13 protein-coding genes and 1 tRNA gene are annotated in these 15,970 nt (G+C 41.1%); all 14 read right to left on the bottom strand.

The genetic code is table 11. The features are described 5' to 3' along the window. Window positions 1-46 precede the first annotated feature (46 nt). Window positions 47-712 (bottom strand): hypothetical protein, encoded by a 666-nt coding sequence (locus tag GN107_RS10900; RefSeq protein WP_155287878.1) that lies wholly within the window; start codon window positions 710-712, stop codon window positions 47-49. A 399-nt stretch (window positions 713-1,111) separates the two neighbouring features. Then, window positions 1,112-2,545 carry an AbiH family protein gene (locus GN107_RS10895; RefSeq protein WP_155287879.1) on the bottom strand — a complete coding sequence of 478 codons (1,434 nt, stop codon included), beginning with the start codon at window positions 2,543-2,545 and terminating at the stop codon, window positions 1,112-1,114. 562 nt (window positions 2,546-3,107) lie between these two features. Then, window positions 3,108-3,425 (bottom strand): hypothetical protein, encoded by a 318-nt coding sequence (locus tag GN107_RS10890; protein ID WP_155287880.1) that lies wholly within the window; start codon window positions 3,423-3,425, stop codon window positions 3,108-3,110. Window positions 3,426-3,506: 81 nt separating this feature from the next. Then, window positions 3,507-4,442: an NAD-dependent epimerase/dehydratase family protein gene (locus GN107_RS10885; protein ID WP_155287881.1), complete on the bottom strand. Its 936-nt coding sequence runs from the start codon at window positions 4,440-4,442 to the stop codon at window positions 3,507-3,509. A gap of 254 nt (window positions 4,443-4,696) precedes the next feature. Continuing rightward, complete coding sequence (gene wecB / locus GN107_RS10880) at window positions 4,697-5,839, bottom strand: non-hydrolyzing UDP-N-acetylglucosamine 2-epimerase (RefSeq protein ID WP_155287882.1); 1,143 nt, start codon at window positions 5,837-5,839, stop codon at window positions 4,697-4,699. A 599-nt stretch (window positions 5,840-6,438) separates the two neighbouring features. Next, a complete protein-coding gene (locus GN107_RS10875) occupies window positions 6,439-7,440 on the bottom strand; it encodes a glycosyltransferase family 2 protein (RefSeq protein ID WP_196246338.1) in 1,002 nt (333 codons plus the stop codon). A 172-nt stretch (window positions 7,441-7,612) separates the two neighbouring features. After that, window positions 7,613-8,332 carry a glycosyltransferase family 32 protein gene (locus GN107_RS10870; protein ID WP_155287884.1) on the bottom strand — a complete coding sequence of 240 codons (720 nt, stop codon included), beginning with the start codon at window positions 8,330-8,332 and terminating at the stop codon, window positions 7,613-7,615. A 15-nt stretch (window positions 8,333-8,347) separates the two neighbouring features. Then, on the bottom strand, window positions 8,348-9,415 hold the full coding sequence (locus GN107_RS10865) for an EpsG family protein (protein ID WP_155287885.1): 1,068 nt from the start codon (window positions 9,413-9,415) through the stop codon (window positions 8,348-8,350). 28 nt (window positions 9,416-9,443) lie between these two features. Next, entirely contained in the window at window positions 9,444-10,535 is a 1,092-nt protein-coding gene (locus tag GN107_RS10860; RefSeq protein ID WP_155287886.1) for a glycosyltransferase, read from the bottom strand. Further along, on the bottom strand, window positions 10,536-11,324 hold the full coding sequence (locus GN107_RS10855; protein ID WP_155287887.1) for a glycosyltransferase family 2 protein: 789 nt from the start codon (window positions 11,322-11,324) through the stop codon (window positions 10,536-10,538). It abuts the gene before it with no gap. Next, window positions 11,321-11,992: a sugar transferase gene (locus tag GN107_RS10850; RefSeq protein WP_230678611.1), complete on the bottom strand. Its 672-nt coding sequence runs from the start codon at window positions 11,990-11,992 to the stop codon at window positions 11,321-11,323. The genes GN107_RS10855 and GN107_RS10850 overlap by 4 nt, the downstream gene beginning before the upstream one ends. Before the next feature lie 434 nt (window positions 11,993-12,426). Beyond that, on the bottom strand, window positions 12,427-13,989 hold the full coding sequence (locus GN107_RS10845; RefSeq protein ID WP_155287888.1) for a lipopolysaccharide biosynthesis protein: 1,563 nt from the start codon (window positions 13,987-13,989) through the stop codon (window positions 12,427-12,429). A gap of 551 nt (window positions 13,990-14,540) precedes the next feature. Then, window positions 14,541-14,628: transfer RNA gene (locus GN107_RS10840), tRNA-Ser, on the bottom strand. Window positions 14,629-14,776: 148 nt separating this feature from the next. After that, complete coding sequence (locus tag GN107_RS10835; protein WP_230678612.1) at window positions 14,777-15,892, bottom strand: site-specific integrase; 1,116 nt, start codon at window positions 15,890-15,892, stop codon at window positions 14,777-14,779. Between the last annotated feature and the right edge of the window lie 78 nt (window positions 15,893-15,970).

Raw genomic sequence — 15,970 nt, 5'->3', positions numbered from 1 at the left:
ATAACAAAAAGACCTCCTATCATGGAGATCTTCCCGAATGATATATTTATTCTTCAACACCAGTTGGCACAGACCCAGAATACAATGAACTAATTCTTTTGCGTTCCTGATCGCGGGCACGAACATATAGCTTATGAATTTGCGGCTTATCGCATTCTATTAGTTTCAATATATCAGATGAATCAAAATTTAACTCTTTGGATAAACGTACGAGGTCAAATACAAATTTTGATTCGACATCTCTGCATAAAGACTGAGATACAATCGAATTTGAAGCATAACTACTGATATCTTTTTCTTTTAACGCACTGATATCGACAATTGATGTAAGGTAATCGCTTAGACAATTACTAGGGACATTTTTAAGAATATTACTATAATATTGTTTATTGCCCAGCGACATCTTAATTTCGTTGTTTCGAGTAGTCTTGTTAAGCTCCCAATAATTTTGCGTATTTTCTCCAGAAACCGTGCTTTTTTCGTATAGGTATTCATAAACTGATCCATCAGGATATCCATATTTCGAAATAATGTTTGCAATTCCTGGAACATAAAGCTTAACTTTACCTAGCATTTCTAATTTGTAGACTACATCGAAGGTCGTTTTATAGCCAAAATCATTCCAACAATCAGCAATTAGCGATATTGTAGTGTCATTTTTTTTATCAGCGTCATTGAACGCATTATAATCTTTATAAAACCTTATCTTCATAATTTCCTCCATATTCATCAATTCAACCAATCAAACTGAATTAGTATTCCGCCAGCTCCAGACTTTATAGGCCTTACAAAAGAGAATCGTTGATTACAGCGCATTTTTATCGAGTGCGCACAACGAAGTAGCAATGATACACGAGTGAGTCCATTCACCGTTTAGACGTCAAATTGCAAAATATCTTCGTTAAGATTTTCTTGTTCTTATGTTTGCTTCAGGGATGTTCTCATATGTCTATCAGCCAGATAACAATTAAAAACTCATTCAACAACTCGACATGTGATTAACAATACTGACAAAGCATCTGGAACGATTGTGGAATGATTAACCTTTTCGAATTAACTGACGCACGCTGAGACCAATCCTCAGTAGTGCTTTTCCTTCAGAGATACGTAACTACAGTTTCATGATCTCATTTGTTTTATATTCCCTCAATATCAGTCGATTTTCCAGCAACAATTTATGCAGTAAATTGTCTTTGTTTTCTTGCCTAGACGCAGTAACATACCGAATCAACAGTGCGTTGATTTTTTGAAGGCTTTCCGTCTCAATGGATATGCTCTGATCTCTTCCGGGATAATTTGTGTACCGGTATTCCAAAATTACGGTACCATCATATAAATCAGCAGCATCAAATATGGTTCGAAAATATGAATCATCGGCACTTGACAAGCTATGTCCAATAATTGATATTTTGTCAACTTCGTAATTAAGATGCATATTTCTAGAATTATTGGGAGATTTGGCTAACGCCGTATTCAACTCTGATATTCTAAATGTCTTGGTGAAGGGAGCCATGTCGTCAACCAGTTCCGGAAGATCAAGCAAAATCTGATAGTCATACCCAATAATAATCCCTGATATATTGGAATCAGAAACTTCTGCGTCTTCAATAGAGCCATGGATGTTCAGCGAAGGAGTGAGAGGGTAGTAATGCAGATATTTGGTTTTCTCTATCGTAGGCAATGAATAATTAAAATTAAGAACTTGAACATACTGTTGCTTATGATCAACCGAAAGGACGCTATCTATCAATCTCTTTGAAGATTCCTTGTAATTTAGTCCACCTACTGTTGCTACTTGTTGCTGATCAGCAATGAACCTGGCAAATGAAGATTCCCAAATTTTGAGTTCCTTGATCAATAAGGGCTTGATCATAGAAAACGCTGGAAATAGAGCGGCAACGTTGTTTTCAAGTTCGAATGAAGTAACGTTTGTACTGGTGATTTCCTCAGTGTCTTGTTCAGTGACATTCTCAGAAAAATAAACGTTGGTGCGGTATTCGAAACTATGCTTCCGATAGTAAGTGTCGATTTTGCTTAACATTAATAGCTGCCAAAAATATCCATCGGGCACATTTTGAATATTTTGGCTGGTAATATTGCTAAGCTTCTCACGGTTAATAACGTAAAACACTGGTTGCTTATCTGTGACTTGCTTAGTCAAATAGCCATCTCGAGACAGGGTCGCCACCAAGCCAATTGCACGTTTTTCAAAGTCTACTCTCTTCTGCTTGACAACTTTTCCAACGGTTGGTGTCACCATTCGTAAGAAATCATCATTGTAAATTGCGTTGATAATTGAATCTCTGAGAAAACGTTCAAAATTCCACCAATCCCAATTTGCAGTTACCCCATCTTCTTCGCCCCACCTACCGTTTGTGCGGTGTTCCAAAAGCATGTCTATTAATGTCCAGCTAGATATTGGTCCATTCAATAATAACTTCCGCCTATATGCACCAAAGGCTTTGAACGACGAATGCATACCTAACTGTAAATCAAATCCGTTTCCGATTATCAATAGCTTCTTCGGGTACGCTGTTATATCCATTTACTTTAACCTTCTCAATTGTACAATCTGTTAAGAACTAAGCATCTAAAGTGTTTGATAATCACGACCAAATTGATCTTAGAAAGTAAACAAAGGATTTATGAACGTTACACCTCTTTTTTCCACAATTCTCAAATTAATCGTAATGAATGCTCACCTGACTCTGGTAACGACACTAGTCTATTAGTGCTACCCTGATTGCATTGCTCAAGTGCTCCTTTCTCTAACGGAACCTTGCCTTTAGTAATTAAAAATGGACTCACTTAGCGTAAATACCAAGGCGACACCAGCGGCCCATATGGCAATTTGGCATGACGAGGACAATACATACGATAGCCTCTGTGAAAAAATCACTTTCTAACAGGTTGCTCAATTAACTTCGAAGGGGTGAACAAAATTAGCCCGACGATTTCAAACATTTCCTGAGTTGATCTAAGTATAGGATTTCAAGGTCATTCTGCAATGCAACACCGACTCCGTCTCAAGAACAAAAGTCCGTATACTAGTCCACATAATCATGTTAACTTAACAAAGACGCAACAGCGCCAACGGGCGCTGAATTCTACACAATCTCCTGATCCCCCGACCGCATCAAATGATCCAGCACCGTGCAGTTAAACTCAAACTTGTGGCAGGCCTGCACCACAAAGAAGTCTTCGGGTCGGTACTCCCCGACATGCTTATCCTCCAGAAACCGTCCAACAGACTTCCAGAACTCAGAAAAATCAGCATCACAAAACTCACTGAGCTTCTTGCCCTGCAGTGGCATGTCGAAAAGCGTCCAGGTCCCCGTCTCTGGAATCTGAATCTTGACATAGTGTACAGTATCCACGGGCTCATCATCATTGCTGACCGTCACAAAGAAGCTGAAATTCAACACCAGACATCAACTCCACTCTCTCAACCGTTATGTAAAGAAAGGGAGTGCTCCAAGTTGGGCACTCCCTAATCCATCCAAAAGCTATTGCACAGAAGCCACGTAACTAGCTAAACCCTCGTCAAGCGGTGTGTGCGTCATAAACCCAAGCGCCTCAATCTTGCTGACGTCAGCTACTGAGTCCTTAATATCGCCCTGGCGCGGCTCTCCAAGCTCGTAGTTCAACTTCTTGCCGGTAGCATCCTCAAGCATGGAAATAACCTGCATCAAAGATGTCTGCTTTCCGTTAGCAATGTTGTACACATCATGCAGTGCTTCCGGCGTATGCAGCAGTCCGCTAATTGCGTTCACAACGTCCTTAACGTATATGAAGTCCCGTGTCTGTGAGCCATCACCAAAGAGTGTGAACTGATCACCAGAGTTGAGCTTGTCCATGATAATCGACAAAACGCCGCTATACGGAGAGGCTGGATTCTGCTTGGGCCCAAAGACATTGAAGAACCGACCACAGACCGTTGGAATACCGTACAGTCGGCCAAAATTGATAACCTCACGCTCCGTGGCAAACTTGTCGACAGCGTACTGTGTTAATGGAGCAACTGCACCGCTCTCACGCTTAGGCAACTCAAGACCATCGCCATACACTGCAGCTGAACTGGCAAAGTACAGCTTCTTGATCGGAAGATTATTCTTACGAATGGTCTCCAAAATGTTAATGTTGGCTTCCTGATTCACTAGATGTGTCTCAAACGGCCGTTCAACCGAATCTGCTACACTAGCAATTGCTGCCAGTAAGACTATGTAGTCAAATTTTTCTTTCAGCAAGAGGGTCTTCATAAACTTGAAGTCCGTGATGGTGTGTTGAAAAAAAGTGACCTGCTTACTATCTGGTAAATTAGATTTAAGCCCCATAGATAAGTCATCAATAACGACCACTGAATTTTCTTTCGATTTAACCAGTTCTTCCACCAAGTTGGAGCCGATGAATCCTGCACCACCCGTGACTAGATATTTAGCCAAACTAACGTCCCCCAGATTTTAAAGATGAACATCTTAATATATATTTAATTCTATATGAATCTCACGAATATTCAAGCATTAACTCGGCTTAGATTTTCATAAAACATAACAATCTAGTTGATACAGAGATTACCGACATATTGTGTCTTCGTATTCTGCTTTGAGGGACAAGCACTTACAGACTTTTATTAGCACCCTTAAACAGTATTTCGAATAACACTAGCCTAAACAACCTAAGTCTGCATTCCAACTGGCTATACGAAGTTTTCTGGCTTTTTGTTACTGGCACCAAATTTATAAGCAATCGCGTCCAGAATTCTCTCGGCCGCATGCCCGTCACCGTATGGGTTCTTGGCATTGGCCATCCGCTGGTACTCAGCGTCGTCGTCCAACAATTGAATCATGTTGCTGCGGACAGCGTCGGGGTCGGTTCCGACCAGCTTTAACGTGCCAGCGGTGACCCCTTCTGGCCGCTCGGTCGTATCGCGCAGGACCAGAACTGGCTTGCCAAGTGATGGGGCCTCTTCCTGCACACCACCGGAATCGGTCATGATGAAGTAGCTGCGTGCTGCCAGGTTGTGGAAGTCCACAACGTCCAGCGGATCAATCAGGTGGATCCGCGGGTGGTTGCCCAAAATGGACTGGGCGGCTTCCTGCACAACTGGGTTCAGGTGAACTGGGTAGATGATTTCGACGTCATCGTGAGTCTTGACCACGTCGAGCATGGCGCGGAACACGCGGCGCATCGGTTCGCCCTGATTTTCCCGCCGGTGCATGGTGACCAAAATCATCCGTTTGTTCTTATCAATCATGTCGAGAACGGCATGGTGGTAATTGTCGTTGACCGTCTGCTTCAAGGCATCGATTGCGGTGTTCCCGGTGATGTAAATCTCGTCTTCGGGGTGATTTTCCTTAAGCAAGTTCGCCTGACTCTGCGTGGTGGGCGCAAAGTACATGTCGGCGAGCACGTCAGTCAGCTGCCGATTCATTTCTTCTGGATAAGGGCTGTACTTGTTCCAAGTCCGGAGCCCCGCTTCAACATGGCCAAGCTTGATCTGGTGGTAAAAGGCACTGACACTAGCGGCAAAAGTCGTGGTCGTATCCCCGTGCACCAGCACGATATCTGGCTTCTCATTATCCATGATGTCGGCAAGACCCAAAATCACGTTACTGGTGATCTGGTCCAGTGTCTGCCGCTGCTTCATGATGTCGAGGTCGTAATCAGGCGTGATGTGAAAAATCTCCAGCACCTGGTCCAGCATCTGGCGGTGCTGCGCGGAAACAACGGTAACAGCGTCAAATTCGTCGCTGCGTTCCTTTAATTCCCGCACGATCGGTGCCATTTTGATTGCTTCGGGTCTAGTGCCAAAAACGGTCATAACTTTTACTTTAGCCATGCTATATCTCCCTAATTTCTGTTAGATTTCATAACAGTCGGCATCATTATGCCGCTAAACTAATATTACTTGATACTGGTGCATTTGGATTATGGCTAGTTGTTAAATAAAAAGCAGTTGCCTGTATAATGCCCGTTAATAAAATGAGCATACATCATCAAACTAAAGACAGCCGCGACTTGAACCGCAGACAATTGGATAATGGCCACTCATACTGTTTCAACCTAAGGCGAAACCAGCCTACTGGGCTTGGGGGTAATCAAGCCTATTGTTACGATGGATATTTTTTGTGCATGGAGCTGTATGCATCGCTCTTTAACTCGTTCCAGGAATATTCAGGTAAGTAAATCATTATACAGAACGCTGAACGAGACATATTGTTGATTACATCAGTGAGCATCAATAGATTCGTAGTACACATATGAAAAATCTCTAAATAAAGATTCTCGTGTATAATTAGATATACCCGGATTTAGTTCAATACCAACCAAGCAGCTTCGATTGAGAACACCTGAGTTTTACGTTGTAAAGCGTCAGAAAGAAATACAAACGTGTATGATGCCATCAGATGCAAACATAGTGTCGATTAATAGGAATATTTACAACGAATGTATTAGGTTCCTTCCACAATGAGCTAAAGCGTCTAGAAAACGAACAATTAAAAAGGAAGTCTTAGTTTTAGCCATTCGGAAAACAAACCTTTCTTTTGCATTGACATGATTTGGCCAATCAACCTTACTATTACCGATAATATTGATGATTAAAGCCTGATTCTCACAATAAGAATCAAAGGCTGTTCCCTGTAACATAAAGTAAAACGACGATACATATCGCTTTTGCCAAGCATTACTGTCTTCCGGGAAACGAATTAAACCTTGAAGCAATGACATCGTTTTTCGCATGGCAAGCCAATCATCCGTCCCGAAATTACGATGAACAGAGCTGTCCGGCCGCTGCTGATATAAATAGGTGCATTCATCCGAAAAAGCGAAAACATGAATTCGATCAGCGAGTTTAGAAATCAGTCGAACATCTTCCATGAAATTATTTTCATCGTAAAAATCATCTGGCAACAAAAGTTCTCTTCTAAACATCTTATTCCACAAAAATCCCGGGATTTTACCTGAGATCCAGTTTTGTCTAAATTGCCGGTTATCTTCCACGCCGGAAGATAATCCATGAATCTCCTTCCCAATTTTAGCTCCATTGGAAACACGCCAGGCATTAACCATGGATACAGACGCGTTATACTGGGATATTAAATTTACAAGAGTCTCAATGTGGTTATTCATTACACAATCATCACCATCAACGAATGTAATTAATGATCCAATTGATTTTTGAATACCAAATCGTCTTGCCAAAGCTTGGCCTTCATTAAGTTTGTGGAATATACGAAATCTCCGGTCGTTTAAAACTTCCCCCTTCAGGGCGCGTAAGGTGTTATCTGTCGAACCGTCATCAACTAATATCACCTCAAATAGTTTATATGTCTGATTCTTAAGCGAATCAATAAGACGATGAACAAAGCTCGAACTATTAAAAAGTGGCACAATAACGGACACAAGTGGCTCATGGTGTCTTGAATTATTATTAACCAAAAAAATACCTCACTGAGCGTTTAAAAGCTTTCATAATAATAGCATGCGTATGTTGTAATATAACTTGAATATAGAATTAATAAGCATTCTTTGAATAATAATGGATAGCATTATTGATTTAGGAGTGATTTAAGAGCAGACATAATTATAAAACTTATGGTTACAATAATCACTATTTTGCTAGAACTTTGGACAGCTTTTTAAGCTCATCATAAATCGCGGCAAGTGATCTAGTTGTCAAATGCAATCTAATATTGCGCTTAAAGTCTTCAAATCGGCCCCGTCGTTCACCCTTCCAACTACCAGTCATAACATGTATTGTATATGATTGTCCTGATGCTTTACATAGAATTCTGTCAGGATAAACATGAAGACCCGATTCCAAAATCTGCTCATGATTATTTGGAACACACGCAAATTGATGAATCAATATTGAAGAAGCAATATTAGTGTTAATGAGTGATTCATCATTGAAGTCTACATTATCAGTATTAACGGAATCATAAAAATCTAAGTTGGCTTTAACAAACTTGTGATGCGGCACAGCCCCAAATACAGCAGAGAATGGCAATTGAGGTGTTTCAAATCCAACGAAAGCCTCATTGGTTAACAACGTGTCGAGATTGTGAACTGCAACAACATCAGTGTCAAAATAAACGCCACCATACTTATAAATAGCAGACATTCGTACATAATCACTAACGAAAGCCCATTTTTTCTGATTATATGCTTCTTTAAGAAAACTATTTTCGTTGAAATTAATGTTTGACTCGTTCCATTCAACGATATTATAACCCGGCAACTTTTTTTTCCATGTCTGAATACACCATTCCACATCCTTTGGCTTCTTCTTTCCGCCTATCCAAACGTAATGAATTGTTTTAGGAATCATGTGTACTTGGCCTCCTCAAGCAAATATTGAAACATATGGTACATAGTACTGATATGCTCCACTTACAACAAATATCAAATAGAAAACTATCCCGGAGACAATAATCAACACGATTGACCGTCCAAAACGTCCAACCAGACGATTAATTATGGTTGGTACCAGAATAATTTCCACTGTAGCGCCAATAGTTGACAGCCGTCCAACGACAGTACTGAATGTTGGGAACATAAACAGTAATATGGTACTAATCCAATAAATAGCCAGAAGAACATCGATTCCCGCAGACGACAAACTACCATCTACTATATTTTCACAGCTTCTTTTGCTGGAAAAAGTAATCCATGTCGAAAGCAGGAGTATTAACAGCTGCATTATCGCAACGGGATTAATTATTGATGTACTCAGATATGCAGAACTATATACATAGGCATAATAGCGGGGAAAAAATTTCATAACGGTTTGGACCATTATTCCGGACAACGCAATTCCGAACAACATGCTTAAGATTATAGATAATATCTCACGTTTAAGACTATATCTCTGTCTGAGAAACTGTACGAGGGGATAACACAGTAAGAAAAAAAGTGCGGAAATGTGGATAGTGCTTGCAATAATGACGATTAACAAAAATTTCCAAAACTTGTGATCAATGATGCTCTTAATTGACAGCATACAAATTACAGCAGCCATGGAAGAGCGAATCTGCCCCATATCACGAACTAAAAAGAAACGCGCATAATAATAAAGTAATGGACTCATATCAGAAGGCATGTACTTATTTACGAAAATGGCTAGCAGCCCAATTGTGCCTGCCGACCATAAAATAGTAAAAATCGAAAACGGGACACCCATGCTGTGTAACCATTCAGTAATCTTAAGAAAGCCAAGCTCTACTTGGCCTTGTAACAAATTACCACTATATATATTTGAATATGTTAGGTAATCATAACCAACGTTGTTTCTCAGCCCGGCAAATACAATCAAAATAATTGTGGCAATAATTAACCATATCTTTGATTTAACAAGATTGTTGCACATAGTCATTAATGCGAGGACGATAAACACACTAATATATATTTCCATTTAGTTTATACCACGTGTCCTTTACAAGTTATTCTTCGTACACACTAAGCAATGTTTTAGAAGAATGTTCACTGTCGTATTCGTTCAACTTGGGATCTCTGACAAAAGCCCCTCGCTTGGCAAAAATTTCTTTTTCCCAGCGTGACAAATCTTTAGAGCGAATGGGTAAACGGGAAGCCTGATTTGAAAGAACTGCTTCTGATGATACCTGATCTGACATAACAACTGGCAAGCCTGCCACTTGTGCTTCTACCAAAACCGTTGGCAATCCCTCGTATAGTGATGGCAAAACAAAAACATCAGCTGCCGACAGTAATTCTGGAATATCGTTTCTAGACCCCAAGAATCGAACATGCTGTTCTAACCCCAGACGGTCGAAATACTCCTTCAATTCTTCTTTCTCAGAGCCCTCACCAACAATAATTAAAACTAATTGTTGTTGGTGCTCGGCGCTCATACTGTGCATGACATCGGCTAAATACTTTTGATTTTTTTGCTTCTCTAATCGACCGATATTAATTGCAACCAGCGTCCCACGTGAAATCTTTAAGGACTTTCTTATCCTTAAGCCAGCTTGATTCATTGATGCATTCCTAAATTTGCCAAAGTCAATTCCATTTTTAACTTCGATAAAATTATTTCGGCCAAACAGACTTAATCCTGCTTCTTGACTAACTGCGAATCGATCGGTCGAAAATAAATTAAGCATGTTCATCAAAACATTGCTAAGTAGACGATGCCTTAACGAACTACCCTTACCATCACTAGTTGCATGGCTAATTGCCACCCTCTTCGGTATCTTTGCAATCCACGCAACCAACAAATTGATTCCGCCGCCAAAATACACTTCATTCTCCACTCCATAAAAGTGTTCGGCCTTTAATAGCTTATAGAGAAAAACCATGTAAGCTATTAACGATTCATTTGGATTTGGCGAGATAAATATTCTCCCACCCATCTGCTGTATCTTTTCGTTATACACATCTACGTTTTTATATGTGTCATACACTAAAAAGTCAAACTGAACTTTGGTTAAATCTGCATGGCCGTACACATTCATCATAAAAGATTCAGCACCACCCAAACCCATCCTACCTTGTATATGTAGAATACGCCTCATTTATGCAAACCTCCTTCTAATCTGCCGAACCATATAACCCACAAAGCACATTGTGGATTTTGCACGACTATAGCCCATTCCATCACGATAGACATCATATGTCCAGATTGCCGACTTCAATTTGTTTGAGGTTTGTGATACATGCTCTAGATAATATCCCTGTGGTTCATCAGTATAATTGAAAAAATATCTTTGATTAAACGAAGCAATTTTTAACCACAACAAATAATCTTCATGCTTATAGTTCTGGAAAACGATGTCACGCTTACTAATGCGCTCTAGGTCAATCATCGCGGTCAACATGCCCACAGGATTCCCCATTTGCAGATCTTTGAGCGTTAACTTCGTTTTCGCCTCTGACACCAAGGAAGACTGCTTCAGAATTGAAGCGCGAGTATCCTTTCTGATGTCAAACAATTCTCTACCTCTTACATAAGCAGAAAACGAAACGACACATGAATGATCTTTGAATGAATTAATTTGACTAGACAATTTATGATCAAACCAAAAATCATCACTATCCAGAAAAGCTATATATCGACCTCTAGCGGCTTGTATTCCAATATTTCTCGCGCCAGCAATACCAACATTCTTACGCAGTGAAATAACCTTAATTCGTTTGTCATTAACCTTGTTCAAAATCACTTCTGAAGTTTTATCCGTTGACGCATCATCTACGATTATCAATTCGAAGTTCTCATAACTCTGAAGAAGAACAGAATAAATTGAGTTCAATATCGTTTGTTCAGAATTATGGGCAGGCATTATAATGGAAACCAATCCGTTCATCGCGCACCATCACCACTAATTACAATAAAAATTGTTCGCAGGAATATACGGGCGTCCATAGCAAGACTGACGTTTTTAATATACTTCATGTCCAGTGCAGCCTTTTGCCCGGGATCAATTTCATAGCCACCATGCACTTGAGCATATCCACTTAAGCCCGGTTTTATAAGAAGACGTTGCTCAAATCCGGGATATTTTTTTGAAAACAACTGTGTAAATTCTGGCCGTTCGGGACGAGGACCAATCAAACTTATATCCCCTTTGATTACCGAGAAGAGCTGCGGTAATTCATCAATTCGCGTTTTACGAATAAATTTACCGACCCTTGTGATACGCGCATCATTCTTAGAAGCCCATTGCGCGCCATCCTTTTCAGCATCCGTACGCATCGAACGTAGCTTGGTTATAACAATGCGTTTCCCCATTAACCCGACGCGAACCTGGTGGAAAAATACAGGCCCCGCTGATTCCATCTTAATTGCGATAGCGGCTATTCCAATTATTGGTAAAGCCACGATGCTTAAAATTAGCGCAAAGAATAAATCAAAAACGCGTTTTAACTTTAAGTACGGGACATCAACTGGATCCGCTAATTTCAACTTATACGTTTCTTCAAAATGATCTGCACCGTTTTGCTCACACGTAGCTATCTTCGGAACTGACTGCACTGTTATTCCTCCATATACAAAATAATATTTTGTGCTGCCGCCTCGACAAGGCACAACACCTTCATGCCATAAACTGAACACGCTTCTTAGTCGTGGTTGCAGATTGTCTCTGCCTGCAGACTAAAACGTTATCCTTACAAAGATTTAATTGTCTTAATTAAAGCACAACCTTCATCACTTGAAAATACCGGTGGTTTCTTTTTTTGAAACAAATCAGAACATCAAGATAGAGAATTATGGCTTTTGACTCGAAGGAATCTCTTTATAGGCCACAAGAAATTAGCAAGTAAAAAAATAATTTCAATCTGCCATTCAACAGAATGGGGTTCTACCTAAGGGACCATAGCTCAAGGTAAATACACGAAGTGCCAGTAGAAAAGTGATATGAATTCTTCAGCGCTTTTTTTGAACAATCTATTAAATGCACAATGTCCTCATTTGCCGCCATGTTTTAGAATACGATGCAGAATGTTTCTCTTTAGATACTCGAATTCGCCTACTTTAAAAGTAATCAGGAAAAACGCCGCTAACATTAAAATCTCTGTCAGTACAGTTACTAAAATCATTTTTAAAAATGAGCCACCGACAAGTCTTATAGAAATGAATATGCCAATGATTGCGCAAACTGCTGTAAATGATTCATAAAGAAAATACTTTTTCATGAATTCCAACATCGGTTTGTGCAAGCCGTTTTTGAAGACAATAAATGGCTCCCACCAAACGTTAATTGCTAAATTGCTAAATAATGTTCCACTAACGACTCCCAAAATTCCCAAATTGCAACTAACGACAAGAAATATCGATGCAGCAAGGTTTATCAATGCCTCAATAATTGATTTCCAGCGCAGTGACCAATATAGGCCCATTCCGGAAATGAAATTTTGAGCGAAATACCGTGACTGGTTTAAAGAATAATTTAAGATAATAGCAGCCGTAACTGAAGCGGTAAGCATGTATTCACTACCTGCCCACATCCTAATAAATGGTGTTAGGCAAACACTCAACCCCACCGTAATAAAAAGATTCAGCAGAGCATTAAGATACAGTAGTTTGTATAAGACATCTTCTTGCCTATCCGACGTTTCAGTCACGTGCAGATTTCCAATTCCTCCAACAATAGATCCCATAACCTGTGAAAGAATACTCGTGATGCTCTGCACAATCAGTGAGTAATTAGAGTACTGTGCGACAGCGGACAAGCCAACAGCCGCTGACAATACAACGTTGTCTGTTCCAAACACAACAATTTCACCGAGCTTACTAGAAATTGCTCCAACAACATTCTTTTTAATCAACTGGAGATCAGTACGTGGAATTTTAAAATCTGAAACTGTCTGCTTTGCGAAGTGCGTGTTTTTAAAAATATTCGGATACCTATGATCCACCATTACTGACAGCTGAAAATTACTGGCAACTGCGGCTACCGCTTGAACTATTAGAAACCCTAGGTATGAATGGAAAAATGCAATTATGAATATCTGAAGCACTTGCTGTACTGTTTTAAAAGCAAAATCGTTTAAAGAACTTAAATATCCTTCCTGTGTAGCCATCAAGAATGATCTTTTATGCGCGCTGAAATAAGTCGCAACCGTACTAATCAAATATATTAAAAACCAAAGACTAATATCGGCATTGCTAAAGCTTGGGTTCTTAATCAAATAATGAACAAAAGGTGCAGAGCAAAAACCTAGCACGATCATTACCGTAATAATTATGGAATATGTTTTTTTGTATAAACGCATTAAAGATCGAATTAATGCGTTATTATTTTCTGCAATTGGGCGATACAAAGCAACCGTAATTGCACTGCCTATACCCAAATCTGCAAAGTTAAGAAAACTAATTACATTAGCATACAGTCCATTAATTCCTAAAAAATCTTTGGTGAGTTCATGAATAAAAACCGTTTGGACACCAAACTTAAGAACCAAGCCAATTAGCTGTGTAACAATCATTGTAACTGCATTCAAAGATGCTGCTTTTGTTCTATTCTTCATGTTCAACTCATCCTAAAGATTTTTAGATTACAATAGCTAACACTGTCGAGGTCTCGCCCAATCAACGCTATGTAATAAAATCGTATTCATACAAAATATCTGAACATAAAATGCTGTGTATCAAAACACCATTGGGAATCCTATCCGTCTAGAGATTATTCAAATCCGGAATCAGTTGACTTCAGTCCAGAAAAGTGGAAAAAAAGAAAAGTACAACAAAGCATTGTACTCTTCCCAAAACAAAGCATCTTTAAAAGGTACATTTTCATCACAAAGCTTACGGTGGTGCCCCTTTCAAAAACCCGGTAGCATGCCAAAACATTATGCGTGTATACTGCTCAACACATCGCCTTTAATTAAAAGTGGCAATTTCCTTCAAGAAGTTTCAATTGCCTTCCTGACATATGAAAAATGTTTCAATACCACAACACAAAGTGTCTTACAAACAAGTAATTATGTATCTCCACGAAGCAAAGTATCGTCATGTCGCCAAAAGTAACACAACAATAAGCATAAATTTTTAACCAATATCAATGGCGTACCACACTTTAAGGAGAGTACAGGATTTGAACCTGCGCGCCAGTATGAACTGGTTCGACGGATTTCGAGTCCGTTGCATTACCACTCTGCCAACTCTCCGTTTGCAACGACAATTAGTATATCAAAACAAACGGTTTTTGAACAGCGGCTGGGCACAAACATCTGGAAAAGGCCAGGATTTCCGAAGACCTTGCTATTAATTTGTCAAAATTAGTGCTTTTTTAATCTCTTATCTTTAGGCATTGTACTACTTATGTTCGTCATCCGCCAGTATTGCCGCAAAAACACTCGGAACGGATGTCTCCATGCGCTTGGTCACGTGGGCGTAGAGGTCCAGCGTGATTTGGATCGAGCGGTGGCCGAGGCGTTCCGAAATAATTTTGGGCGCGACCCCCGCTTCCAGCAGTAATGTGGCGTGGGTGTGCCGAAAACCGTGGACCGTGATCTCGCGCAGGTGGTTCTTGTGCATGTTTTGCAGCATCCAGGTCCGCGGCTTGGAGAGCTGGATGAAGCTGTTGTTGCGGTTGGCGAAGACCAGCTGGTGCGGATTGCTGGTGACGTCAAAGCCGCGTGCCCCCTGCTCGACTGCTTGGCGCTCCTGCCACTGTCGCAGAACCATCATCGTTTCCGAATCCAGACTGACCGTCCGCCGGGAATTCCGCGTTTTGGGTGCACCCAGGTAGAGGCGCCGGCCCTTGCCCCGCGCTAGGGTCTGGACGATGTGAATGCACTGCTGCTGAAAGTCGACGTTACGCCACTCCAGGCCGAGCAGCTCACCCATGCGGCAACCGGACGCCGAGAGCAACTTGAAGAAGGCATACACGTGCAGTGGCTGCTGCTCACGGCAGGTGCGCATGAACTCTTGTAGCTCGGCGCGCGTGTAATAGTTGACCCGCACCGCCGCGGTGACGTCTTCCTGGCGCTTGGGCACCGTGATGCGCCGAGTCGGATTGCTGGTCACCAGGCCCAGGTTGATGCCGTACTCAAAGATCCGCGACAGGTCATAGACCAGCTCGCGGTACTTTTTGTAGGTCTGCATTTTGGCGTTGATGAACTGCTGCACGGCGACGATGGTGATCGTATCCAGCGGCTGCGGGCCGAAGACGGGCAGCACGTGAACGCGGAACTGCTCGGTCGTCTTGACATAGGTGCTCTCCTTGACCGTCAGCTCGTAGTTCACCCGCCACAGGTCGTAAACTGCTTGGAACGTCGGCGTTCTGGACTGAGCCACTTGCGGCTGCCCACCCTGCCGCCACTGTGCTACCACATCGGCCATGGCTTCGCGCGCGGCCCGCTTCGTGGCAAAATTCCGCCGGGTGACCGTGTGGGTTTTTCCCGTCTGCGGATCATGGCCCAAATACACTGGCAGATTTTATAATCAAGTTAGCCACTCGTGACCAAGTTCTTCTGAAATAAAAAACATCAAATCAAACTCGTGTTA

It is taken from the genome of Lacticaseibacillus zhaodongensis (genome assembly GCF_009687905.1).
In the GTDB taxonomy this organism is placed as follows: Bacteria; Bacillota; Bacilli; order Lactobacillales; family Lactobacillaceae; genus Lacticaseibacillus; species Lacticaseibacillus zhaodongensis.
The sequence above is the reverse complement of the archived record's forward strand: the minus strand, read 5'-3'. Positions and strand labels throughout refer to the sequence as shown.

Bases quoted from the DNA above. Each gene is read 5' to 3' on its own strand.
- GN107_RS10855 (WP_155287887.1), bottom strand. From the start codon at position 11,324: ATGAACGGATTGGTTTCCATTATAATGCCTGCCCATAATTCTGAACAA.
- GN107_RS10865 (WP_155287885.1), bottom strand. From the start codon at position 9,415: ATGGAAATATATATTAGTGTGTTTATCGTCCTCGCATTAATGACTATG.
- GN107_RS10870 (WP_155287884.1), bottom strand. From the start codon at position 8,332: ATGATTCCTAAAACAATTCATTACGTTTGGATAGGCGGAAAGAAGAAG.
- GN107_RS10860 (WP_155287886.1), bottom strand. From the start codon at position 10,535: ATGAGGCGTATTCTACATATACAAGGTAGGATGGGTTTGGGTGGTGCT.
- GN107_RS10895 (WP_155287879.1), bottom strand. From the start codon at position 2,545: ATGGATATAACAGCGTACCCGAAGAAGCTATTGATAATCGGAAACGGA.
- wecB (WP_155287882.1), bottom strand. From the start codon at position 5,839: ATGGCTAAAGTAAAAGTTATGACCGTTTTTGGCACTAGACCCGAAGCA.
- GN107_RS10845 (WP_155287888.1), bottom strand. From the start codon at position 13,989: ATGAAGAATAGAACAAAAGCAGCATCTTTGAATGCAGTTACAATGATT.
- GN107_RS10900 (WP_155287878.1), bottom strand. From the start codon at position 712: ATGAAGATAAGGTTTTATAAAGATTATAATGCGTTCAATGACGCTGAT.